Source organism: Flavobacterium micromati (assembly GCF_900129585.1).
In the GTDB taxonomy this organism is placed as follows: domain Bacteria; phylum Bacteroidota; class Bacteroidia; order Flavobacteriales; family Flavobacteriaceae; genus Flavobacterium; species Flavobacterium micromati.
Genome location: NZ_FQWF01000013.1, coordinates 19,585 through 44,542, shown reverse-complemented (window position 1 = coordinate 44,542; position 24,958 = coordinate 19,585). Strand labels below are relative to the sequence as shown.

Below are 24,958 nucleotides of genomic sequence, written 5' to 3'. Positions count from 1 at the left end.
TTAAACAATAATTATTTATATTTGATTAATGAAAAATAAAACTAACCAAGTAGTCATAATTTATATCCTCATCTCCCTGTTTGTTGCTATTGTCAGTTACAAAATATCGCAACGATATATTTCTGTTGATAGTAGTGTTTTTTATAGCTTTATCAAAGATCTTATATTTGTTGTGGCTACAGGTTCTATCTTTAAACTAATTCTTTCCAAAAACGACAATAGAAACATTGCTATTTTCCAAAAGCTAAAAAATACAAACAACGAAATAAAAGAATCAAATGAAAAGTTTGATATTGTAGCAAAGGCGACCAGTGATACAATATGGGATTGGAAAATTCAAGAAAACAGCTTTACTTGGAATAAAGGGATTGATAGTGTTTTTGGATATTCGCCGGAAGAAGTTGATAACAACGCTAATTGGTGGTTCGATAAAATTCATCCCGAAGACAGCATAAAGATTTCTGTTAAACTTTATTCTTTTATAGAACAAAAAACAGAAAATTGGCAAGATCAGTATCGTTTTAAGTGTGCTGATAATAGTTATAAATATGTACTTGATAGAGGTTTTTTACTTTTAGATGAAGAAGGCAAAGCGGTAAGAATGATTGGAGCTATACAAGATATTACTAAACAAAAAGAAGAAGAATTACGTCTTAAATTACTTGAAACTGTAATCACGCAGTCAAAAGATGCGATTATAATTATTGAACCCAATCCGCACAATTCTTTAGCACCAAAAATAATATATACAAATCCTGCCTTCTCTGTCATGTCTGGATACTCTAGTAAAGAAGTTTTAGGACAAACACCAACTATTTTTATGGGACCTAAATCCGACGAAAAGGAGTACCTAAAATTTATGGCAGCGCTGAATAAAAAGGAAGAGTGTGTAGTGGAAACAATAAGTTATAAAAAAAACAGAGATGAATTTTGGGTGCGCTTCTCTATGATACCCATTTACAATGTCGATAACGAGCTCTCTCATTGGTTATCTATTCAAAGAGATGTCTCAGAAGAAAAAAAACTTGAGAAAGAAAAAGAACAATTAATCAGAGAGCTTACACAAAACAATAAAGATCTAAAGCAATTTTCGTATATAACATCACACAATTTACGGGCACCATTATCCAATCTAATAGGACTTTTAAATCTCGTTGAAGACATACCAATTGAAGATGAAGAATTAAGTGAAATTTTAGCAGGCTTTAACAAATCAACGCATTTATTAAATGATACCATAAATGACTTAGTAAAAGTTATAATTATTAGAGACAATCCATCAATACAGAAAGAAGAAATAGTGTTACTTAGAATTTTTGAGAATGTTTTAAAGCAACTTGATTCTCAAATAAAACTATATAATCCTGTCATCACATTTAATTTCGAAAAAAATGTTACAGTATATGTTAATAATGCTTACATAGAAAGTATACTGCTAAATCTTTTAACAAATTCTATCAAGTATAGATCTCAAAATAAAAATATAAACATTGAGATCACAGCAATTGAAGCCAATGATAGCGTTATATTAACCTTTAAAGACAATGGAATAGGAATTGATTTAGAACGACATAAAGAAAAAGTTTTTGGACTATACCAGCGTTTTCATAATTATCCTGATAGCAAAGGTTTAGGATTATATCTTGTCAAATCACAAGTTGAAACTATGGGTGGAACGATTGAAATTGCAAGCAAAGTTAACAAAGGAACTATGTTTACATTAACTTTTAAAAAGAAATAATATGCTAAATCAAATTCTTTGTATTGATGACGACCTTATCACGCTCATGCTTTGCAAGAAAGTTATTAGTAAAACTTTATTTTCTAAAGAGATCATTACGATGCAAAACGGAGAACAAGCAATAGCGTATTTCAATCAAATTAAAAACAATGCCGCCAATGATCAAGTGTTAATCCAACCGCAACTTATATTTTTAGATTTAAATATGCCGGTGATGGGTGGTTGGGAATTTTTAGATTACTTCCTTGAACCTGAATATTTTATTTTTAACACTATAAAAGTTGTTATTCTTTCTTCTACAATTGATCCAAAAGAATTTGAAAGATCTAAGAAATATCCAATGGTTATCGATTTTTTACCAAAACCAATTTCGAAGGCAATGCTTGAGCATCTACAAGATAAATTCGATTTCTAAAATTATAAGAACAAAAAAAAGCCCTCAAATGAATGAGAGCTTTACTATTTGTTTAACCAAAGTTACTAAAGTTTAGCAACAAGTTTAGTTAATTTAGATTTTAAGTTCGAAGCTTTATTATCGTGAATAATATTCTTCTTAGCTAATTTATCAATCATTGAAATTACACTTGACAATTTAGAACTTGCATCTGTTTTATCAGTAGCTATTCTTAATGCTTTGATAGCGTTACGAGTAGTTTTGTGTTGGTATCTATTTAATACTCTTCTCTTTTCGTTAGTTCTGATTCTCTTTAGAGCTGATTTATGATTTGCCATTTTATTGCTTTTTTTTCTTTTACTAGTTTTTTGTAGTCCGTAAGGGAATCGAACCCCTGTTACCAAGACGAAAGCTTGGCGTCCTAACCCCTAGACGAACGGACCATTATCCCCTAAGTTTTATCAATATAAAATTGAACATTTGATTTGTAGCCCGTAGCGGAATCGAACCGCTCTTACATGGATGAAAACCATGCGTCCTAACCGATAGACGAACGGGCCATTTTCCTTCTGAGTTCAGGATGACTTAAATATGCAAAAAAATAGTAGCCCGTAGCGGAATCGAACCGCTCTTACATGGATGAAAACCATGCGTCCTAACCGATAGACGAACGGGCCTGCTTCTCTAATGCGGATGCAAAAATACAACTATTTTTGAAACGTGCAATACCTTACTCAAAAAAAAAAAAAATTTTTTAATATGCCTTTGCAAACAGCACTCTACCTATTGAGGTTTCCCCAGTCAAAACGCAGCTTCCCGTCTCTAAAACTCTGTTTAATGGAATGCATCTAATAGTCGCTTTTGTCAGTTCTTTGATCTTTTCTTCAGTTGCTGCTGTTCCGTCCCAATGTGCTGATACAAAACCTGCTTTACTATCTAAAACAGCTTTAAATTCTTCAAAATTATTTACTTCAGTAATATGTGAATCTCGATAATTTAAAGCTTTTGTAAACATATCATTTTGAATTTTTTCTAATAATTCGCTGATATGTGTAACAATTCCATCTTTCAAAACAGTTTCTTTGGTGAGAGTATCTCTTCTAGCAATTTCAAATGTTCCGTTTTCTAAATCTTTGGGGCCTACAGCAACCCGAATAGGAACTCCTTTTAATTCCCATTCAGCAAACTTAAAGCCTGGTTTTTGAGTAGTCCTATCATCAAATTTGACAGAAATATTTAGTTTTCGTAGCCCTGCGATTAACACAGCGACCTCAGTTGAAATAGCGACCAACTGCTCATCTGATTTATAAATAGGTACAACTACTACTTGTATGGGCGCGAGATTAGGCGGTAAAACCAAACCTTGATCATCCGAATGAGTCATCACTAAAGCTCCCATTAAGCGAGTTGAGACTCCCCATGACGTTCCCCAAACATATTCTTGCTTTCCTTCGGCAGTGGCAAACTTAACATCAAAAGCTTTTGCGAAATTCTGACCTAAAAAGTGCGAAGTTCCTGCTTGTAGCGCTTTTCCATCCTGCATTAGTGCCTCAATACAATACGTTTCTTCTGCTCCAGCAAAACGCTCCGTTTCAGTTTTTATTCCTTTTACAACTGGTATTGCCATAAAATTTTGAGCAAAATCAGCGTATACATTCATCATTTTTTCGGACTCTTCAACAGCCTCAGCTTTGGTAGCATGAGCAGTATGACCTTCTTGCCATAAAAATTCGGCCGTACGCAAAAATAGTCTAGTTCTCATTTCCCAACGCACAACATTAGCCCATTGATTAATCAAAAGAGGCAAATCTCTGTAAGACTGAACCCATCCTTTATACGTCGACCAAATAATTGCTTCACTTGTAGGACGAACTATTAGCTCTTCTTCTAATTTTGCATTTGGATCAACCATTAATTTCCCTGGTTTGTCTGGATCATTCTTCAACCTATAATGTGTTACAATAGCACATTCCTTAGCAAATCCTTCCGCATTTTTTTCTTCTGCTTCAAACATACTTTTTGGAACAAACAAAGGAAAGTAAGCATTTTGATGTCCTGTTTCTTTAAACATTCGATCAAGCTCAGCTTGCATTTTTTCCCATATTGCATATCCATAAGGTTTAATAACCATACAACCTCTCACTCCCGAATTTTCAGCTAAATCGGCTTTGACAACCAGCTCGTTATACCATTTTGAATAATCCTCTGATCTAGTAACTAAGTTCTTACTCATATTGAATTGTTTGGCACAAATTTTGTTTTGATATTTTTAACTATATAGTTGTGCAAAACTAACTATTTTTGTAGTGTAGAACCATAAAAAAACTCATATAAATGAAAACTTATACTCGCCCCCTCGCCGATACACCTCTGTTCTACTTAGTTGGAATTTTAAGTATCCTTTTTACATCTTGTGGCTCTTATCAAAACAGTTCCTATTATGATTCTGATGGGATTTATGGTAGCGCATTACCTCAAGCTACTGAAAACAATAACCGTTATGATACCAATCAATATGAAAACTACTTTGGATCTTTGCAAAGAGATAATAGAGCAGATGAAATTTTCACAAATGTTGATGATTATAAATACAATGTTGATGATTCATCTCAACAAAACAATGACCTTGGCCAACCTGGTTGGGGAAGTAACCCTCAAGGCGTAAGCATTAATGTTTACGATAACAATTGGGGAATGAATAATTGGGGTTGGGGAATGAATAACTGGGGCTGGAATGGCGGCTTCGGTGGTTGGGGAATGAACAATTGGGGCTGGAACGGTGGTTTTGGCGGTTGGGGAATGAACAATTGGGGTTGGAACGGTGGCTTTGGTGGTTGGGGAATGAACAATTGGGGATGGAACGGTGGCTTTGGTTTAGGAATGGGATTTGGTTGGAATAACTTTTATGGAAACAATTTTGGTTACTCTAATTTTAATAATAGATCCTATTCGTACAACTCTGGCAGAAGAGGTTCTAACTATAATGATTCCAGAAGCAATGCAAGAACTGATGGTTCTATAAATAGATCTCAAGGTAATTCAATTAATAGAAGATCAATTGATTCAAATGGTCGACAAAGTTCTAATTACAGAAGAAATTCATACGATGGCATGAATAGAACGAGTCCTACTTTTTCAAGAAATCAATCGCAATCTCGAAGTAATGCACAAAGTGCTCCAAGAAGAGGCAACATAAACAATGGTCGTACCCAAAATAATTCTTCCAGATCTTACAGCCCATCAAATAATGGTAGTAGCTCAAGATCATATAGTCCAAGTTCTAGTGGTAGATCCAGCGGTGGCGGAAGCTTTGGCGGAGGTGGTGGTGGTGGAAGATCGTCAGGTGGTGGTGGTGGTGGCAGAGGTGGTCGAGGTTAATACCTCAACAACCTTACCTTCTTACTAAGAACCAATATTGTGATTTAATTCAAATGATCCACTTTAAATTAATATAATTATTTTAGTGCGAACTTGAATTTATAACACGATAAAAAAATATCGATGTTCAGTTTTTATCAACTGAACATCTACAAAAACAAGAAAAAACAAATGCGATACAATTGTTGTTTTACTATTGTGCGGCAAGTCCCCTAAAAAATAAAAATTACAAATATGAAAAAATACTTATTTCTAATCGCTATAAGTTTCACGTGGGCCATCGGGCAAGCACAAGAAATATCAGATGCTCTACTTTATTCCCAGGATAATTTAACGGGTACAGCCAGATTTAGAGCAATGAGTGGAGCTTTTGGCGCTTTAGGAGGTGATATATCTTCTATAAACGTCAATCCTGCGGGTTCTGCGATTTTTTCGAATAATCAATTAGGTCTTACATTAAGTAGTTTTAATACTAAAAATAATTCTAATTATTTTGGCACAACCACTACCGATAAGCAAAATTCATTTGATTTAAATCAAGCTGGGGCAGTCTTTGTGTTTAACACTAGAGGAAAAAGTAAATGGAAAAAAATATCTGTAGGTGTTAACTATGAAAACACAAATAATTTTGACAACAGATTGTTTTCAGCTGGAACAAACCCAAACAATTCTATAGATCAATATTTTTTAAGTTATGCAAATACGGGAAATAATGGAGCACCGGTTCCTCAACAATTTGTAAATAGAGAGCCTAGCGAATCTATTGCTGATCTCTATAATTTTTTGGGAAGCAATTTACCATCAAACCAATTTCCAAATTTAAGCGGTTTTGCTGCGCAACAAGCAATGATTGGCTTTTTTGATCAAGGATTTATTATTGATGCAGTTGATGTTAACAATCCAAACAGTCTATATTCCTCACTGGTGCCAGATGGCGGAACCTTCTTTCAAGAAAATACGGTTAACAGCACTGGTTACAATGGGAAATTATCATTTAACGCAGCGACATCTTATGATGATAAATTGTTTATCGGAGTAAATTTAAATTCTCATTTTACTGATTTACAAAAGACTTCTAGATTTTATGAAGAAAATGATGCCCCTCTTACCAGTGATTATACCGTATCTACTGTATTATTTGACAATACACTTTACACGTATGGTAATGGATTTTCATTTCAAGTAGGGGCTATTGCAAAAGTATCGGATGAATTTCGTTTAGGACTTGCATACGAGTCGTCAACTTGGTATAATTTAAATGATGAATTATCACAAAGACTTGTCGTTTCAAGCAGTGCGGAAGGTGTTGATGATGTGATTGACACTGTAAATCCTCAAGTAGTTAACATCTATGAAACTTATAGACTACAAACACCCAGCAAAATTACTGGAAGTTTAGCTTATATTTTTGGTAAGTCAGGCTTAATAAGCATCGATTATGCTATAAAAGATTACAGCAATATTAAATTGAGATCTGGATTTGATGGAGTTAATAACGCAATCAATAATTTACTTGACAATACTGGTGAGCTAAGAATAGGAGCCGAATATAGAATTAAAGCCCTAAGTTTAAGAGGTGGTTATCGTTACGAACAAAGTCCTTATAAGAACGGAATAACGATAGGTGATTTAAATGGGTATTCAACTGGTTTAGGATATAATTTTGGATCAACAAAAATTGACTTAGCGTACTCTTATGCTAAAAGAGTTTCACAGCAAGGATTTTTTGGCCAAGGATTTACTGATGGAGCTAGAATTGCAGGTATAAATAATAATCTATCATTAACTCTATTGTTTGAATTATAAGAACTAGAATAAATCAAATCAAAATCTGTTTCTAAATGAAACGGATTTTTTTTGATTTACTCCCACTAAAATCCCAACACTATTACATTCTCCAAAAAACTCATTAGAAAATTAATAGAATCGGAAACAAGTTCAGTTAAAATAATTATTGTAATTTTGCAAAATTCCCATATTATAGGGAAAATAATGTTATGAGAACTAAGTCTTTAAAGAAGAATAAAATTAACGTGATCACTCTTGGGTGTTCAAAGAATGTATATGACAGTGAAGTACTTATGGGCCAACTTCGCGCAAGCGGGAAAGATGTTGCTCATGAAGCTCCAGAAGCCGAGGAAGGTAATATCATAGTTATTAATACCTGCGGATTTATAGATAATGCTAAGGCAGAATCAGTAAATATGATTCTGGAATATGCCGATAAAAAAGAAAGAGGATTAGTAGACAAGGTATTTGTGACGGGCTGTTTATCAGAGCGATATAGACCTGATTTAGAAAAAGAAATCCCTAATGTTGATCAATTTTTTGGAACAACAGAATTACCAGCATTGCTAAAAGCTTTAGGAGCTGATTACAAACATGAATTATTAGGTGAACGTTTGACAACAACACCTAAAAATTATGCCTATTTAAAAATATCGGAAGGATGTGATAGACCTTGTAGTTTTTGTGCAATACCTTTAATGAGAGGTAAAAACGTATCTCAAACTATTGAAAAATTAGTAAAAGAATCAGAGGGTCTTGCTAAAAATGGTGTGAAAGAATTAATTTTAATTGCACAAGATCTGACTTATTATGGTTTAGATATTTATAAAAAGAGAGCTCTAGCTGAATTATTAGAAGCGTTAGTGAAAGTAGAAGGAATAGAATGGATACGTTTGCACTATGCTTTCCCTACAGGTTTCCCAATGGATGTTTTAGAAATAATGAAGCGAGAGCCAAAGATTTGTAATTATTTAGACATACCATTACAGCACATTTCTGATTCTATTTTGAAATCAATGCGCAGGGGAACAACGCAAATGAAGACAACAAAATTATTAAAAGAGTTTCGCGCAGCCGTTCCCGGAATGGCAATACGCACCACTTTAATAGTAGGATATCCTGGAGAAACACAAGAGGACTTCAATATTTTGAAGGAATTTGTTCAAGAGATGAAATTTGATCGAATGGGATGTTTTGCCTATTCGCATGAAGAAAACACTCACGCATACTTACTTGAAGATGATGTTCCAGCCAATGTAAAACAAGATCGTGCTAACGAAATTATGGAACTTCAGTCTCAAATTTCTTGGGATTTAAACCAAGAAAAAGTAGGTCAAACTTTTAAATGTATTATTGACAGAAAAGAGGGCGGTCACTTTGTGGGTCGCACAGAATTTGATAGTCCGGATGTAGATAATGAAGTTCTAATTGACGCTTCAAAACATTATGTGAAAACTGGTGAATTTGTGATGATCAAAATTATTGAGGCTACAGAATTTGATTTATATGGAGAACCTGCATAGTATTTTATTTAATCATTTGTTAACCTATTTAAAAACTTAATTATGAATTTTATAAAGTCATTTTTAATACTTACAGTCGTATTATTGAGTTCAAACGAAGTTTCAGCGCAATTTGGAAATGGTGGATTTGGTAACAGAGGTGGCAATAACCGCGGAATGAATAGTGGCATGCAAGAACAGCGAACACCTGAAAAACCTAAAGAAATTCCGGTTGAAGTTACTGTTGGTAAAATTATAGAGCAAATCAAGTCACCACTTAATCTAGATGAACTTCAAGTGATTGCAATTTCTAATATTCTGAGTGAAAATATTAGGACTCAAGGTATGCTAATAAAAGCTGAAGTACCCCAAGAAGCTAAAATGGAAAATCTTAAAGCTCTAGCGGACGTTACAGATCGAAAAATAATGGACCTATTAAATGCCGATCAAAAGGAAAAATTCAAGGCACTTAGTGAAGAAAGTAAAAAACCCAAAAAATCAAAAAAGAAAAAGTCTGAATAATTAAGTAGCACTTTATATGTATTATATTATGAAAAATTTTTTCTACTGTTTGATTTTTGCTAATCTTATCATATCATGCTCGACAAATCCATACAAAAAAAGCGAAAAAGTTTATGATGAAAAGCTTAAATCTCTACAAGAAACGATCTCTAGTAAAGAACCCGTTACTTTACCAGTAGTAAATAGTTTTAAAATTACAATTGATACTTTATATTCTGCTCGATTGCTTACCATTAAAGATTCTATTTCAAAAATGAGTCTTACCATTTTAAAAAATGGTGTAAATACAGAATGGATTGGTACGGTTAATTTTAATTTAAGAAAACCCAATTTTGTAATAATTCATCATACTGCACAAGATTCAGTACAACAAACAATAAAGACATTCACGCAACCACATTCACAAGTTAGTTCCCATTATGTCATAGGGGAAGACGGTCGAGTGGTACAAATGCTCAATGATTATCTTCGAGCTTGGCATGCAGGCAACGGCTCTTGGGGAAAAAACACAGATATAAATTCAACTTCAATAGGTATTGAATTAGACAATAACGGGATCGAACCATTTTCTGAATTACAAATCAATAGTTTACTAGCATTACTAACTAAACTTAAAAAAGACTATAATATTCCAACACAAAATATTATCGGTCATTCTGATATTGCACCGACTAGAAAAGTAGATCCAAGTGTGTTGTTCCCATGGCAAACCTTAGCAGAAAAAGGATTTGGAGTTTGGCCTGACGAAATTTTAGAAACTGCCCCAATTACCTTCAATGTCGAACAAGGTTTGAGAGTAATAGGGTATGACACGAAAAACTTAGTTGCCGCAATAGCAGCTTTTAAATTACATTTCATTCAAAATGAAGTTAATTCAATTCTTGACGAAAATACCATTAATACCATTTATTCTATTTATAAAAAGCAGTAACATTTTACAATTTACAGCATAAGCAACGTTCTTTTCAATCTATTGAACAAAATTTTAAGTTTTAAAAAGTTCAAATTTAATTCTTTAATTACATATAAATTTTATTAAAAAAACTGCCAAAATATTTGAATCTATTTTGGCAGAAAAATATCAACTGTAAATTATCGCTGGTTTTACACTTTAAATATGGCATTTTACGAGATTGTCATGACTTCGAAATTTAAATTCTGAGTTAAGAAAATTAGCATAATACTTAGAATTTATAAGTAAAAAGCAAAAAATCTATCCCTGAGCTCTTGTAATATATTACAAAACTTTTTTATAATACAAAAAAATCGTGCTTGTAAAATCAAAGATAATTTAACAATCCTGCGTTAAAGATTTCATTAAAGAGAAACAAAAAATGTTAGTTTGTAAAAGTCATTTGCTGCGAAGCGAGTTGTTTTGTCCTCTAAATTTGCTCCGAATGAAAATCGCAAGCCTGTAGCTCCTTTTTTGAACTGAAGATAGGGTCCTAACCATAAATAACCGTCAGCACGATCTAATGAACCACCCCCGTTTGTTTCACCACCAGAAAGATACAACTGCTCGACATGCGCACCGACTGAGAAAAATGAATTAAATTTAGCTCCTAAATTAGCCCAATAATGCACATAGTTATTAGTTGATTGTCCCACAGTTGTTTCATTTGACAATGAAGCATAATAACCATAATAAAATTGACCTTCAAGCACATCCGATCCATAATTGACAGTTAGATTTGGAACTATTCCATCACCCACAATACCGCGCCCTTGAGCACCACTAGATAACAAACTACCCATGGTAAAACCTAATTGTGGGTTAATATTAAAATTACCTATTGTTTTGTTGTAACCTAAACCAAATTCTGTCCATTGACCCCAATCTCTTCCAGTTCCTGCGCCCCACTGTATGCCATAAAACGTAAAAGCATCAGTTTCTGTAAATGAATATGCGCCAGTCATCGTTGGATTAAAGCCAAAGAAAGCATCATGGTTCAGGCTCAAAACTATACTTATTTTATCTTCAATCGCTTCTTTTCCCGCCGTTTGAGCTTGCATTGTTAGATTGCCAAAAATCACTGCGATTATAATTTGCAATAATTGTTTTCTTAATTTCATAATAATAAATTTTAGTTGGTTAATGAATTAGTTATATTTTAATAATATAATCGAATTTGAAATGTGTGAAAAATAGAGCTAATTGTAAAATAAGGTTTACCTTAACTTGTGAAGTTTCAAACCTTTTGAACGAAATTTATCGTTATTTTTAGTACTGAATTTTTTGTTTGTTGGAGCGAATTTATTAACTTTTTGATCGTCAATATTATTTTTTGATAAATATTATTGTCAAATTAGTAAGAATTACCAATGTAGAAATTAAAGTAAATTAAACTATTCATTTCGTAATTTTTAGGTCAAATAATAAAAATATGATAATAGAATTAAATCCAGATACCCAATAAATTTTAGACTTTTAAAAAATACAATACAGTAATATGGTCTAATAGATGATTTAAATGTAAATTATAATGACTGACCCCCTAAAAAATAATAGTTATAAAATTTATTGTATAAATTAATAAAATTTAATCGAATAAGATTATACCAAAAAACAGGTTGGACTTTTAAAAAATACAGATCGAAATTATATTTAATGAGGCGGTAAACATTTTAACAATTTTATGATCAATAAATATCTAATTTCTACGATAATTAATTGTGTAAATATTTTTTACATTATGTCGAGTTTCTTTTTCAAATGGGAGATCTTTTCATCAAGTATAAAGCGGGGGTTTACTGTTGTGTCGCATTTGCAAATGTAGTGTGTGGATAAAACTCGAAACATAATTAAGATGGCGAAGAAAGTCGGTTTGCCATATTGGATTTAATGAAATAAATACCGCGTACTTGTGCCAATGGCAATGCAGAGTAAATTGAAGAGATATTCAAAATAAATTATAAGGTTATTATCCAGTTTTTTAAATTAAATTGATTAATTAATTTAAAAAAACGAAAAATATCATACTGATGTTAGCACTAAAAACAGAAAGAATTTAAAGTGGGTATTCTTTTAAACGAAAACAGGAGCAAAAAACAAACGAGACAAAAAATTGGTACTTTTTTTATACAAAGTTCTCCATTAATCATTATCCCAGTTATATTTAGTAAAATAAACAAAAATAGAAAATGCTGCTATTAAAGGAGAGCCATCTGAAATGATGATGACATAAGGACTAACAATTTGAAAACAGGTACTAGCAGGAATTCAAAAAGTAACCGATCGAAGAAAATCTTTTCTCGCCTTTTTACTCCAATTAAAATAAAAAATAGCAGCAACTGTTATCACCATTATCAATTTCTATGATTATCCTGAAAATTTTATCAATTTTAAGATTAGTTATTTCTCACTCGATGATTACCGATTTCATGTTCATGAATTCTTTGATTCCTATTTCTCCCAACTCTCTGCCATAACCTGATTTCTTTATTCCACCAAAAGGAATTCTAGAATCAGATCTAACAAGAGAGTTAACAAATACGTTTCCTGCTTCAATTCTTCTCGCTAATTTGTAAGCGCGCGCTCGATCTTCTGTCCACAGCGCAGCAGCCAAGCCATATTTATGATTATTAGCAATTGTAATTGCATCCTCTTCATTTTTTGCCCTAATAACTGTGGCAAGTGGGCCAAAAGTTTCTTCCTGAAAAGCAGTAGAATCAACAGTTACAAAATCAATTAATGTGGGTTGAAAATTGCATCCTTCATGTTCCCCACCAATAACTAATTTCGCACCTTGCTTTAATGTGTTTTTTAGTTGACTCGCTAAAGTTTCGACCAAATCCAATCGCGCGAGCGGTCCCATTTGGACATCCTCACGAAGTGGATTGCCTTGATGGATCATTTGTATATTTTTAGAAAAAAGAAAAACGAATTCATCTGCTATCTTACTAGTGACAATAAAACGCTTTGCGCAAATACAGGCCTGACCAGCATTTAACATTCTTGACTGCGCTGCGACTTTAGCGGCTTTTTCCAAATTTGCATCATCAAGAACTATAAAAGCATCTGAACCACCTAATTCCATTACGGTTTTTTTAATGTGTTTACCAGCTACCGCTGCCACTGATGAACCGGCACCTTCACTCCCTGTTAACGTAATTCCCTGCACAATATTTGAAGCTATCACATCTTCAACTTGAGCAATTTCAATACTGATATGCTGAAAAACACCCTCTGGAAAACCCGCTTCTAGAAAAGCATTTTCAATTGCTTTCGCACAACCCATAACATTAGATGCGTGCTTTAAAACGGTAACATTACCAGCCATTATTGTAGGTGCAGCATATCGTAAAACTTGCCAAAAAGGATAATTCCAAGGCATGATCGCAAACACAGCTCCTATTGGATCATAAACTGACATACTTTTAAAAGGCGTATCATAAATTTTATCCCTGAGTATTTGCTCGGCATGTTCTGCATAAAAATCACAATTATCCGCTGACTTTTCAACTTCAGAGATACTTTCAGCGTAAATTTTACCCATCTCGTTAGTGATAAGCAACGCTAATTTATCTTTGTTTATTCTCAGCACACTTGCCAGTTTTCGCATTTTATCAGCTCTTTCTTGAAAAGTAGTGCTTCGCCAATTAATAAAAGCTTTTTCAGATAATAGCAGTTTTTGATTGAGTTGTGCATTTGTCAAAAGTTCGTGCTCAGCAATTACTTCCTGCGAAAACGGATTTATGGATTTGATTATCATTTTTGGTATTTTAAAATAGTGATGAAAAGTGTTTTGGAAACTTTAAAACCATAAAGATATTGCTCTGTCAACGATTACTAGCTGTATTAAGACAATTATAATTTAATACCAATTTAGTCTAAAAATCTTTTCAACACCATTTAATACCTGTTTGAGTAATTTAATTTTTGAGAAATGATTTGTATCACTTGGTTCAAAAGCAGTATTAGCAAGAACTAATCTGGACTTTACAGAGTTGTTTTTTAAAGATGATAATGCAATTTACGAAGCGATTGGATTATGCATAAACATATCAATTTCGTGCATCTGTAGACGGATCAAAAAAAATCCCACTTTACATTATACTGCAAATGGGATTTTTTCAATAAGTAAGCCTTTGAGAATTCCGAAAATGTAACTGGATTAAAACTGCTCTCTTCCAGCAAAATGGAAAGCACCTTCGATTGCAGCGTTTTCATCGCTATCAGATCCATGAACGGCATTTTCTCCAATAGAAGTTGCATACGCTTTACGTATCGTTCCTTCTGCAGCATCAGCTGGATTTGTAGCACCAATTAAAGTTCTAAAATCTTCAACTGCATTATCTTTTTCTAAAATAGCAGCGACAATAGGTCCTCTTGACATAAATTCTACAAGTTCACCGTAAAAAGGTCTAGCAGCATGTACCGAGTAAAATGCTTGAGCATCAGCTACAGTTAATTGCGTTAATTTTAAAGAAACGATTTTAAAACCTGCATTAGTAATCATTGCAAGTATGTTTCCGATGTGCCCATTTGCAACAGCATCAGGCTTAATCATTGTAAAAGTTCTATTAGTAGCCATCTTTTTTATTTTTTAATTGGGTGCAAAAATAAACTTTTTTGTTCAATATTGTAATAAAAACTATCGGAAGTCGATTCAAAATAATTAAAAAGTAATTATATCAAACTGATTTTCCAAAGGCTTTAATTTTTCTACGATCATAGGAATTAAATTTTCACCATTTTCTAAATAAAATTCAGAAAAATTGGCTTGTCTTTCTTGTAAACTTTGATTGGGAAACAACTCATTTTGCAAGTCAATTATTCGTTGTAAAACATCTGCTAATTTTCTTTTTTGTGCTCTTAGCAAACGCTTTTCCAAATTTTCTAAGCCTTTATTCTGCTTTATTTCTTGCGCTTTTACTGCTCCCATAAAGTCTTTATCGGTTTGCGATGCGACGTCATACAAAGTTTCAAATTGATGCATCAACTGCTCTTTTAAATTTATAAGATCTATTGAAAAATCTGATAATTCTTTAGTTTTTCTATTTAAAAGTTCCTCTTGCTTGGAAAATAAGTCGATCCAAAGCAAACTTAGTTTATCAGCTTTTTTTTCTTGTTTTTGTGTTGCGAGAAGTGCTGAATTTCTAAGAAGAAGTATTGGAAAAGTAATATTTGATGCATCAAAAAATGATTTTAATTCTAGCCAATATGCTATTTCACCACCACCACCAATGTAACATAAATTAGGTAGAATAACTTCTTGGTACAACGGACGCATAATAACATTTGGACTAAATTTTTCAGGAAAGTTCTTTAATAAATCTAGTATTTCAATTTTAGTGAACTCAATCTTCGTGTTATTCACTTTATATAGTTCATCTTCAAAAATAATACGCTCTCTTAAATTGTCTTCTATATAAAACAAGTTGATCTCCCGTGGATTAACCTGAATGGTGTAACCCTTCAATTTTTCGGCCGTTTCTACCACTAATTTATAAGAAGATTGGTTTAGCAGTTCCTCTTTCATGTAAGGAATAAATGAACTTTTAAGATCTGAATTATCAGCATCAATAATGACTAGACCATAAGATCCAAATAAAACATTAGCGAGATATCTAGTTGCATCCGCTAAATTATTATTATTTAGATAAGCCTCTTCGAATAGTTTTTTCAATGCCAAAGCATTTGTACTTGAACCCAATTCAACAGAAAAAACTTCGAATAAATCCTCTAGTCCCGCAGTTGACAGGCGTCCCACTGGACCGCTGCTATCTTTATTCCATCTAAATTTTCTTCCTTTAAAATTAAAATAATTAATTTCTTCAAAATCATGATCTTCGGTTGCCATCCAATAAATAGGAACAAAATTAGACTCAGGATACTTTACTTTAAGTTCATTTGTCAAATTAATAGCTGAGATTATTTTGTATAAAAAGTACAACGGACCCGTAAATAAATTTAATTGATGTCCTGTGGTAACTGTAAAAGTGTTGTCTACTAATAAAGCTTTAATATTTTGTTGCGTAAAATGCGAAGTCTCAACGTTTAAATACTGTTTTTGTAAAACAGTTACGAGATTTTTTCGAGAACTGTGATCAAAATTATTTTTCTTGTTAAATATTTGATTTTCAAAGTTTTCAATACTGGGAAATTTGCTATATAAAGGTTGTAAATTACTTTTTTGATCTAAATAATCATTCATTAATGGAGAAAAATATCCTGAATTTTGATAGCTGATGCAGTCAGTTGGCATAATAAAATTTTATATGTTGCTAAATTACCACTATTTATTTGAATTACTTATTTGTTACTTTCGAAAAATAGTATCATTTTTATCTAAATATTTTAACAGTCTCATGAAAGATATCTCTAAAACGAATACAAAAAACTCAGTAAAGCATGTCCTTTTTGGCAGTTTAATAGGAACGACAATTGAATTTTTTGATTTTTATATTTACGCAAATGCTGCTGTCTTGGTGTTTCCTCAGTTGTTTTTTCCAAGTTCAGACACTACGATGGCTACTTTACAATCATTAGCTACTTTTTCGATTGCCTTTTTATCGCGTCCTCTTGGTTCGGCCTTTTTTGGACATTACGGAGATAAAATCGGTCGTAAATTTACGTTGGTGGCAGCGTTGCTGACTATGGGGATTTCGACGGTTACTATTGGTTTTTTGCCGAGCTATGCCAGTATTGGAATTGCTGCTCCTCTATTATTGATGTTGTGCCGATTTGGGCAAGGTGTTGGCTTAGGAGGTGAATGGGGAGGTGCTGTTTTATTAGCTATCGAAAATGCGCCACCTCACAAAAGGGCCTGGTATGGAATGTTTCCCCAACTTGGTGCTCCTATTGGCTTGTTGCTTTCAGGAGGCACTTTTTTGATTTTAACGGACACCATGACCAACGAAGATTTTATGGATTATGGCTGGAGAATACCGTTTATTGGCAGTTCACTTTTAGTACTTGTTGGTTTTTATATTCGCTTGAAAATTACAGAGACGCCAGCCTTTGAAAATTCTAAAGCAGAACAGCAAGAAGTCAAGATTCCATTTTTTACTTTGCTAAAATCCTATAAAAATCAGTTGGTTTTTGGCACTTTTGCAGCCGTAACTGCTTTCTTGGTATTTTATTTAATGACGGTATTTACATTGAGTTGGGCTACTTCCGATTTAGGGTATTCCAAAAGAGACTTTTTATTGATTCAGCTGTTTTCTGTATTGTTTTTTGCATTCTTTATTCCTGTTTCTGCTTTGCTTGCGGACAAAATAGGGAGAAGAAAAATGTTAATAGTAGCCACTATTGCCATTGGTATTTTCGGATTTTCATTTTCTTATTTTCTAAATTCAGGTAGTACTGTTTTAGTAGTTTTCTTTTTATGCACGGGAATGTCTTTGATGGGATTGACGTATGGTCCTTTAGGTACTTTCTTATCTGAATTATTTCCTACCTCAGTTAGGTACTCGGGTGCTTCATTGACTTTTAATTTGGCGGGGATTTTGGGCGCCGCTTTTGCGCCAATGATTGCTATTTATTTAGCCTCTACTTATAGTTTGACTTATGTTGGTTTCTATTTGACGTTAGCCGCTTGTATTTCACTATTTGCGCTATTGGTAATTAGCAAGGAGGAACATAAGTTTTAGAAAAAAAATGGATTTTTGTTACAATTGTCGCCATGTCTAAATTGTATTTTTCAGAGTTAAAAGTTATGATTTAATTTAAAATCAGATTATTCATTTTTGTAAAAACGATGCAAATATCCCTTATTTTTGCACAAAATAATCTCAATTTTGAAAACGAAACTTTTAGTCATAACGCCACCATTCACTCAATTAAACACACCTTATCCCGCAACTGCTTATATCAAAGGTTTTCTTAATACCTTAAATATTGAGACCGTTCAAGCTGATTTAGGCATTGAAGTGATATTGAAGTTGTTTTCAAAGGAAGGATTAAGTTGTTTATTGCCTCAAGCAAAAACTAAAAATTTGTCTGATAATGTTAAAAGAATAATTGCATTATGGGATGAATATATAAAAACCATAGACCCAGTTATTTCTTTTTTACAAGGAAAAAATCCAACGCTAGCGCTACAAATTTGTCAAGAAGATTTCTTGCCAGAAGCTTCTCGTTTTGCACAATTAGAGGATCTAGATTGGGCTTTTGGAACGATGGGAACGCAAGATAAAGCCAAACATTTAGCTACATTATATCTGGAAGATATTTCAGATTTTATAGTAGAATGTATAGATGAAAATTTTGGATTTAGCCGTTATGCAGAACGTTTAGGCAGAAGTGCGAATTCCTTTGACGAATTATACAACGCCCTAAATCAAGAGCTAACCTATGTAGATAAAATTTTTATTTCGATTTTAAAAGATAGAATTGAAACTGTCGAGCCAACTATGTTTCTAGTTTCAGTTCCTTTCCCAGGAAATTTATATGCTTCTTTTCGTGCAGCACAATGGATAAAACAAAATCATCCTCACATAAAAATTTCAATGGGCGGCGGCTTCCCAAATACCGAATTAAGGTCGCTTTCCGATGAACGCGTTTTTGAGTTTTTTGATTTTATTACATTAGACGATGGCGAAGTTCCTATTGAAGAATTAATAAAGTCTACAACCGCGGAATCAAAAGATAGAACTTACAAACGAACTTTTCTGCTTGAAGACGGAAAAGTAGTTTATAAAAATAATTCTACTAAACCAGATTACAAACAATCACAGGTTGGCACGCCAGATTATTCTGATTTACTGCTGGATAAATACATCTCAGTTATCGAAATCGTAAATCCGATGCACCGAATGTGGTCTGACGGTCGCTGGAATAAATTGACCATGGCGCACGGTTGCTATTGGGGGAAATGTACGTTTTGCGATATTTCTTTGGATTATATCAAAATCTATGAACCCGTTGCGGCAAATTTGTTGTGTGATCGAATCGAGGAAATGATGGAGCAAACAGGTGAAAACGGTTTTCATTTTGTTGACGAAGCTGCACCGCCTGCACTTATGCGGGCGCTAGCGCTTGAAATATTAAGACGTAAACTGGCAGTGACGTGGTGGACAAACATTCGATTTGAAAAAAGCTTTACAAAAGATCTTTGTTTACTCTTAAAAGCCTCTGGTTGCATTGCTGTTTCTGGGGGTCTAGAAGTAGCTTCTGATAGATTATTAAAGCTCATTGATAAAGGTGTTACCGTTGAACAAGTGGCGATAGTAACTCGGAATTTCACTGAAGCAAATGTAATGGTGCATGCCTATTTAATGTATGGTTACCCCACTCAAACCATCCAAGAAACGGTGGACAGCCTTGAAATGGTGCGGCAGTTGTTTGAAGTTGGTGTATTGCAATCGGGATTTTGGCACCAGTTTGCAATGACCGCACACAGCCCCGTTGGCATGTACCCAGCAAAATTTGGCGTTGTAAAGGATACCGAAATTATAGGAACATTTGCAAATAATGATATTAATTATACCGATTCTACTGGCATAGATCATGAGAAATTTAGTTTTGGACTTAAAAAATCATTGTTTAATTTCATGCACGGAATTTGTTTTGATTATGAGTTAAAAGATTGGTTCGATTTCAAAATTCCAAAAACTACAATCTCACCAGACTTTATATATAATGCTTTATCGATAGTTCCACCTTTGGGCGTTAGGGGGCTTGCCAAAATTGTTTGGTTAGGAGGAAATCCCGCTGTAGAATATTTTACAAAATCTAAAAAAGGCAATTCATGGGAAATGATTGCGCTTACTTTTCATGACAAAAAGCAAAGTTTTACAATCCAAATGAACAAAGATGAAGGCGAGTGGTTACTAGGAATCTTGAAAAAAATCGCTGTTTCCAAAACAAAAACCTACACTTTTCAAGAAATAAAATCTGATTTTGAGAAAGATTTAGAAGATTTTGAATTGTTTTTTTATTCCAAACCTATAAAAACTTTACGAGAATTTGGTTTGTTAATTGTATAAAAATATATTGCTCACAGCTATACCAAATTAGCATAAAATTTAGATATTTAAGTAGCGAAAACGTTTTCTTTGCCTAATTTTACAATCATTAAAATATCTTCTTATGAGTACAGGTTATAAAGTAACTGTTGATAATGCTTTTCAATTCGATCTTGACAGTCAAAATGTTTCACTACTAGATTCGGTATCCATTGAAAAAAATAAATTTCATGTCTTGCACGAAAACAAACCATATAAAGCAGAAATCATCACTTCTGATTTCAATCAAAAAAGCTATACAGTAAAGGTCAATAACAACATCTACAACGTTGCAATTTCAAATCCTCTAGACCTGTTGATAAAAGAAATGGGCTTTGAGGTTGGTCTCACCAAGCAAGTAAATTTCATTAAAGCACCTATGCCCGGACTGATTTTAGAAATAAGCGTGGTAGTGGGACAAACTGTAAAAGAAAACGATAACCTTATTATTTTGGGTGCTATGAAGATGGAAAATAGTTTCCTTTCGCCTCGCGAGGGCGTAATTAAATCCATTTCGGTTGTGGTAGGAGATGCAGTAGATAAAGGACAGTTGTTAATTGAGTTTGAGTAAATCCTCCCTAAATCCCTTCAAAGGAAGGACTTTTACACCTAATGTTAAAATTAAAATAATACGGAATTAAAAAACTTATTAAAAAGTTCTATAATTCCACCTTTAGGGACTACGGAGCCAAAAATCAAAAAAATGAAAAAAATATTAGTTGCAAATAGAGGAGAAATCGCCATTAGGGTGATGAAAACTGCTCAAAAAATGGGAATTAAAACGGTTGCAGTTTATTCTACAGTAGATAGAAACGCGCCTCATGTAAAATTTGCTGATGAAGCCGTATGTATTGGCGGAGCTCCTTCAAATGAATCTTATTTACTTGGAAGTAAAATTATAGCCGTGGCCAAAAGCTTAAATGTAGATGCAATCCATCCGGGTTATGGTTTTTTAAGCGAAAACGCAGATTTTGCCGAAGAATGTGAAAACAATAATATTATATTTATTGGTCCAAAATCCAAAGCGATTCGAGTTATGGGAAGTAAATTAGCAGCCAAAGAGGCTGTTAAAGAATACAATATTCCAATGGTTCCCGGTGTTGACGAAGCGATTACAGATATTGAAAAAGCAAAAATAGCTGCTACAGCAATAGGCTTTCCTATTTTAATCAAAGCCTCAGCAGGTGGTGGTGGCAAAGGAATGCGCGTGGTAGAAAGCGAAAATGATTTTGAACCCCAAATGAACCGCGCTATCAGTGAAGCGGTTGCTGCTTTTGGCGATGGATCTGTTTTTATTGAAAAATATGTAGCATCGCCTCGACATATCGAAATTCAAGTTATGGCAGATAGTCACGGAAATATTTTGTATTTATTTGAAAGAGAGTGCAGCATTCAGCGTCGCCATCAAAAAGTGATCGAAGAAGCACCATCTTCTGTTTTAACAGCAGAATTGCGAAAAAAAATGGGAGAAGCTGCCGTTTTAGTTGCTAAGTCATGCGATTATTTAGGTGCGGGAACCGTAGAATTTCTATTGGATGAGGACAATAATTTCTATTTTCTCGAAATGAACACACGTTTGCAAGTGGAACATCCCGTTACAGAATGGATCACCGGAACTGATTTAGTCGAACTACAAATTAGAGTAGCAAGAGGTGAAGCGCTGACATTAAAGCAAGAAGATTTAAAAATAAAAGGACACGCTGTAGAATTGAGAGTTTATGCCGAAGATCCTATGAATGATTTTCTACCTAGCGTAGGACATTTGGATGTATATCAGTTACCTGTTGGCGAGAACATTCGCGTAGATAACGGCTTTGAACAAGGAATGGATATTCCCATTTATTACGATCCAATGTTGGCAAAACTGATAACTTACGGCGACACCCGCAAAGAAGCCATTCAGTTAATGATTAAAGCAATTGATGAGTATTATGTAGAAGGTGTGCAAACGACTTTACCGTTTGGGAAGTTTGTTTTTGAACATGAAGCTTTTCGTTCCGGAAATTTCGATACTCATTTTGTGAAGAAATATTATAACACAGAAGAACTGAAAAATCAAATGAATAAAGAAGCCCAAATCGCCGCTCTAGTTGCTATGAAGCAGTATTTTGAGGATCAAAAAATCGTAAGATTGCCTAATTAAAATATTTATTTGCCATTAAACCATTTTAGAAATAAATAAAAAATTTACAAATTAGCGATCAAAAATAGAAAAGAATGGAAGACAAGATAAAAGTATTAAATGATAAAATTGCTGAAGCTCATCTAGGTGGTGGCAAAAAACGCATCGAAAAACAGCATTCTAATAAAAAATTAACTGCTCGAGAGCGAATTGAATATTTACTAGATGAAGGTTCTTTTGAAGAAATTGGAATGTTAGTTACGCATCGTACTTCTGATTTTGGAATGCAGAAAGAACTTTATTATGGCGACGGTGTAATCACTGGATATGGAACAATTCACGGACGACTAGTTTATATTTTTGCTCAAGATTTTACTGTTTTTGGTGGTTCATTATCAGAGACACATGCCGAAAAAATATGCAAAGTGATGGACATGGCAGTCAAAATGGGAGCACCTATGATTGGGCTAAATGATTCTGGTGGCGCACGTATTCAAGAGGGTGTGCGCTCTTTAGGTGGATATGCTGATATATTCTTTAAAAATGTTCAAGCGTCAGGAGTGATCCCACAAATATCGGCTATAATGGGACCATGCGCCGGCGGAGCGGTTTATTCACCTGCTATGACTGATTTTACAATGATGGTCGAGGAAACGAGTTATATGTTTGTGACTGGTCCAAATGTTGTCAAAACGGTTACTAATGAAACTGTGACATCAGAAGAATTAGGAGGAGCGAGCACGCATTCTACTAAATCTGGTGTTGCACATTGCACTTCTGCTAATGATGTAGAATGTTTAGAAGATTTAAAAAGACTGTTGAGTTATTTACCGCAAAACAATAAAGAGGTAGCTCCTACCTTACCGTATGAATTAGGTGACGAGCTTCGGGAGCAATTGCTTGGTATTATTCCAGATAATCCAAATAAACCGTATGACATGCACGGGGTTATAAACGGAATTATCGACGAAGAATCTTTTTTTGAAATTCATAAAAATTACGCCGAAAATATTCTAGTTGGATTTGCTAGATTAGGCGGGAGAAGCATAGGCATTATTGCAAATCAACCAATGGTGTTAGCAGGTTGTTTAGATGTTAACAGTTCAAAAAAAGCCGCACGATTCACTCGTTTTTGCGATGCGTTTAATATTCCGTTATTAGTTCTAGTTGATGTACCTGGTTTTTTGCCGGGAACAGATCAAGAGTGGAGTGGGATTATTGTTCACGGTGCTAAATTGCTGTATGCTTTAAGCGAAGCCACTGTGCCAAGAGTAACTGTAATAACTAGAAAAGCGTATGGTGGTGCTTATGATGTAATGAATTCAAAACACATTGGCGCCGATATGAATTTTGCCTGGCCAACCGCTGAAATTGCAGTTATGGGAGCAAAAGGAGCATCTGAAATTATCTTTAAAAAAGAAATCAATGAAGCAGAAGATCATGAAGCAAAATTATTAGAAAAGGAGTCTGAATATGCTAATTTATTTGCAAATCCATATACTGCAGCGCAACGTGGTTTTGTTGATGAAGTAATTTTGCCTCAAGACACGAGACGAAAATTAATTAAAGCATTTAGTATGCTGGAAAATAAAGTAAGTGTAACACCTGATAGGAAGCACGGGAACATACCTTTATAAATTTGAACGATGTACTTTACAAAAAAACCAGCAAAATTGCTGGTTTTTTGTTTTATAACGATGAAATCGATATTAGTATTTTATCTTAAAACTACATCTTTGACAACATCTCTTCGTAATTCCTCGTTGATCATTGCAACAATTTTTGATTTTCCATGACTCAATTCTTCTCGTAAAACTGATGAAGTCAACTCAACATAAAGCGTGCTTCCTTTTAAAACAACATTATTTGTATAACTGTTCACACCGTTGCCCATTAAATTTTTCCACGCATCTTTGACATCAATTTGATCCATTCCGGGTTGCAGCTTATTCACTTGAATAATTTGTTTCAAAACGTCTGCTATTGTGCTCTGATTATTTAGTCGTTTTGCCATCTCCTAGTAGATTTATTGCCGCTGTTTTTTTATAATGATATACTGTTTTTTGCTTATTCAGCAAAACTAATTCTTCTGCTGTTAAGGAAATTATTTCTTCACTCCATTTCATGTATGGCGTAGAATAATCTAGAAAAGCTTTATCATCTGTAAAACGAACAACAACGTTTTCAAACGCATCGTTAACTAAAAAGGTGCCATCAAATTGAGGCATAACTTTTTTACGAATCCCTTTATTGTTTTTTATTTGAAAAAAATCAAAATTTTCATTGATGCCATATTCCTTATCTTTTCCCTTATCAAAAGTGACTTTTTCAATTTCCCAGTAGCCATTAATTTTGGAAATATCGTCTGGTTTTATCTTTTGCTGACAAGCAACAAAAAAAAATGCCGTAAAAAGAAGTATGCATATATTTTTCATAAATAAAAATTTTAGAACTAAATTGGTGAAATAATAAATCAACTAATAAAAGTGGAGGATCTCCATTACATTAGTAAAGTGAAATCAAGTGAATTACTTTTGGAGCTGACGACAAAGTTACTCTTA

At 33.7% G+C, this 24,958-nt stretch carries 20 protein-coding genes and 3 tRNA genes; 12 read left to right on the top strand and 11 right to left on the bottom strand.

Annotated features, from left to right (window positions below; translation table 11 throughout):
- The first annotated feature begins 28 nt into the window (after positions 1 to 28).
- Both BUB42_RS13880 and BUB42_RS13875 read left to right on the top strand, forming a co-directional pair.
- Positions 29 to 1,741, top strand: a complete 1,713-nt coding sequence (locus BUB42_RS13880; protein ID WP_073021437.1) for a PAS domain S-box protein — start codon at positions 29 to 31, stop codon at positions 1,739 to 1,741.
- 1 nt (position 1,742) lies between these two features.
- Positions 1,743 to 2,156, top strand: a complete 414-nt coding sequence (locus BUB42_RS13875; protein ID WP_073021436.1) for a response regulator — start codon at positions 1,743 to 1,745, stop codon at positions 2,154 to 2,156.
- A 65-nt stretch (positions 2,157 to 2,221) separates the two neighbouring features.
- Here the strand turns inward: BUB42_RS13875 and rpsT are convergent, their stop codons facing one another.
- The 5 genes from rpsT to proS all read right to left on the bottom strand — a co-directional run bounded on the left by rpsT (position 2,222) and on the right by proS (position 4,368).
- Positions 2,222 to 2,473 carry a 30S ribosomal protein S20 gene (gene rpsT / locus BUB42_RS13870; protein ID WP_073021556.1) on the bottom strand — a complete coding sequence of 84 codons (252 nt, stop codon included), beginning with the start codon at positions 2,471 to 2,473 and terminating at the stop codon, positions 2,222 to 2,224.
- 33 nt (positions 2,474 to 2,506) lie between these two features.
- Positions 2,507 to 2,578, bottom strand: a tRNA-Glu gene (locus BUB42_RS13865).
- A gap of 45 nt (positions 2,579 to 2,623) precedes the next feature.
- Positions 2,624 to 2,695, bottom strand: a tRNA-Glu gene (locus tag BUB42_RS13860).
- Between the two features lie 45 nt (positions 2,696 to 2,740).
- A tRNA-Glu gene (locus tag BUB42_RS13855) sits at positions 2,741 to 2,812 on the bottom strand.
- A gap of 77 nt (positions 2,813 to 2,889) precedes the next feature.
- Entirely contained in the window at positions 2,890 to 4,368 is a 1,479-nt protein-coding gene (proS, locus tag BUB42_RS13850; RefSeq protein WP_073021434.1) for a proline--tRNA ligase, read from the bottom strand.
- Positions 4,369 to 4,469: 101 nt separating this feature from the next.
- Here proS and BUB42_RS16290 point away from each other — a divergent pair, with 101 nt between their 5' ends.
- The 5 genes from BUB42_RS16290 to BUB42_RS13825 all read left to right on the top strand — a co-directional run bounded on the left by BUB42_RS16290 (position 4,470) and on the right by BUB42_RS13825 (position 10,256).
- A complete protein-coding gene (locus tag BUB42_RS16290) occupies positions 4,470 to 5,513 on the top strand; it encodes a hypothetical protein (protein WP_139257403.1) in 1,044 nt (347 codons plus the stop codon).
- Between the two features lie 234 nt (positions 5,514 to 5,747).
- Positions 5,748 to 7,319 carry an OmpP1/FadL family transporter gene (locus BUB42_RS13840; protein WP_073021432.1) on the top strand — a complete coding sequence of 524 codons (1,572 nt, stop codon included), beginning with the start codon at positions 5,748 to 5,750 and terminating at the stop codon, positions 7,317 to 7,319.
- A gap of 191 nt (positions 7,320 to 7,510) precedes the next feature.
- The gene (rimO, locus tag BUB42_RS13835; RefSeq protein ID WP_073021430.1) at positions 7,511 to 8,824 is read left to right on the top strand and encodes a 30S ribosomal protein S12 methylthiotransferase RimO; all 1,314 of its coding nucleotides are present in this window, start codon (positions 7,511 to 7,513) and stop codon (positions 8,822 to 8,824) included.
- A gap of 42 nt (positions 8,825 to 8,866) precedes the next feature.
- Positions 8,867 to 9,325: a hypothetical protein gene (locus BUB42_RS13830; protein ID WP_073021428.1), complete on the top strand. Its 459-nt coding sequence runs from the start codon at positions 8,867 to 8,869 to the stop codon at positions 9,323 to 9,325.
- A gap of 28 nt (positions 9,326 to 9,353) precedes the next feature.
- A complete protein-coding gene (locus BUB42_RS13825) occupies positions 9,354 to 10,256 on the top strand; it encodes an N-acetylmuramoyl-L-alanine amidase (RefSeq protein ID WP_073021426.1) in 903 nt (300 codons plus the stop codon).
- Positions 10,257 to 10,642: 386 nt separating this feature from the next.
- Here BUB42_RS13825 and BUB42_RS13820 read toward each other — a convergent pair whose 3' ends face one another.
- The 4 genes from BUB42_RS13820 to bshC all read right to left on the bottom strand — a co-directional run bounded on the left by BUB42_RS13820 (position 10,643) and on the right by bshC (position 16,533).
- Positions 10,643 to 11,398, bottom strand: coding sequence for a DUF6733 family protein (locus tag BUB42_RS13820; RefSeq protein ID WP_073021425.1), 756 nt, complete (start codon positions 11,396 to 11,398; stop codon positions 10,643 to 10,645).
- 1,286 nt (positions 11,399 to 12,684) lie between these two features.
- The gene (locus BUB42_RS13815) at positions 12,685 to 14,037 is read right to left on the bottom strand and encodes an NAD-dependent succinate-semialdehyde dehydrogenase (protein WP_073021423.1); all 1,353 of its coding nucleotides are present in this window, start codon (positions 14,035 to 14,037) and stop codon (positions 12,685 to 12,687) included.
- A 402-nt stretch (positions 14,038 to 14,439) separates the two neighbouring features.
- On the bottom strand, positions 14,440 to 14,859 hold the full coding sequence (locus BUB42_RS13810; protein WP_073021421.1) for a nucleoside-diphosphate kinase: 420 nt from the start codon (positions 14,857 to 14,859) through the stop codon (positions 14,440 to 14,442).
- 84 nt (positions 14,860 to 14,943) lie between these two features.
- Positions 14,944 to 16,533 carry a bacillithiol biosynthesis cysteine-adding enzyme BshC gene (gene bshC / locus BUB42_RS13805; RefSeq protein WP_073021419.1) on the bottom strand — a complete coding sequence of 530 codons (1,590 nt, stop codon included), beginning with the start codon at positions 16,531 to 16,533 and terminating at the stop codon, positions 14,944 to 14,946.
- 103 nt (positions 16,534 to 16,636) lie between these two features.
- Between bshC and BUB42_RS13800 the strand changes: the two genes are divergently transcribed.
- The 5 genes from BUB42_RS13800 (at position 16,637) to BUB42_RS13780 (ending at position 24,034) form a co-directional block, all read left to right on the top strand.
- A complete protein-coding gene (locus BUB42_RS13800; RefSeq protein ID WP_073021417.1) occupies positions 16,637 to 17,920 on the top strand; it encodes an MFS transporter in 1,284 nt (427 codons plus the stop codon).
- A 147-nt stretch (positions 17,921 to 18,067) separates the two neighbouring features.
- Complete coding sequence (locus BUB42_RS13795) at positions 18,068 to 20,257, top strand: B12-binding domain-containing radical SAM protein (RefSeq protein ID WP_073021416.1); 2,190 nt, start codon at positions 18,068 to 18,070, stop codon at positions 20,255 to 20,257.
- Between the two features lie 103 nt (positions 20,258 to 20,360).
- Complete coding sequence (locus tag BUB42_RS13790) at positions 20,361 to 20,846, top strand: acyl-CoA carboxylase biotin carboxyl carrier protein subunit (RefSeq protein WP_073021414.1); 486 nt, start codon at positions 20,361 to 20,363, stop codon at positions 20,844 to 20,846.
- A 132-nt stretch (positions 20,847 to 20,978) separates the two neighbouring features.
- Complete coding sequence (gene accC / locus BUB42_RS13785) at positions 20,979 to 22,418, top strand: acetyl-CoA carboxylase biotin carboxylase subunit (RefSeq protein ID WP_073021412.1); 1,440 nt, start codon at positions 20,979 to 20,981, stop codon at positions 22,416 to 22,418.
- Positions 22,419 to 22,492: 74 nt separating this feature from the next.
- Positions 22,493 to 24,034, top strand: a complete 1,542-nt coding sequence (locus tag BUB42_RS13780; RefSeq protein WP_073021410.1) for an acyl-CoA carboxylase subunit beta — start codon at positions 22,493 to 22,495, stop codon at positions 24,032 to 24,034.
- Between the two features lie 80 nt (positions 24,035 to 24,114).
- On the opposite strand, the gene BUB42_RS13775 is transcribed toward BUB42_RS13780, so the two are convergent.
- Together BUB42_RS13775 and BUB42_RS13770 are read right to left on the bottom strand one after the other, a co-directional pair.
- A complete protein-coding gene (locus tag BUB42_RS13775; protein WP_073021408.1) occupies positions 24,115 to 24,411 on the bottom strand; it encodes a DciA family protein in 297 nt (98 codons plus the stop codon).
- A complete protein-coding gene (locus tag BUB42_RS13770; RefSeq protein WP_073021407.1) occupies positions 24,392 to 24,832 on the bottom strand; it encodes a lipocalin family protein in 441 nt (146 codons plus the stop codon). The genes BUB42_RS13775 and BUB42_RS13770 overlap by 20 nt, the downstream gene beginning before the upstream one ends.
- Between the last annotated feature and the right edge of the window lie 126 nt (positions 24,833 to 24,958).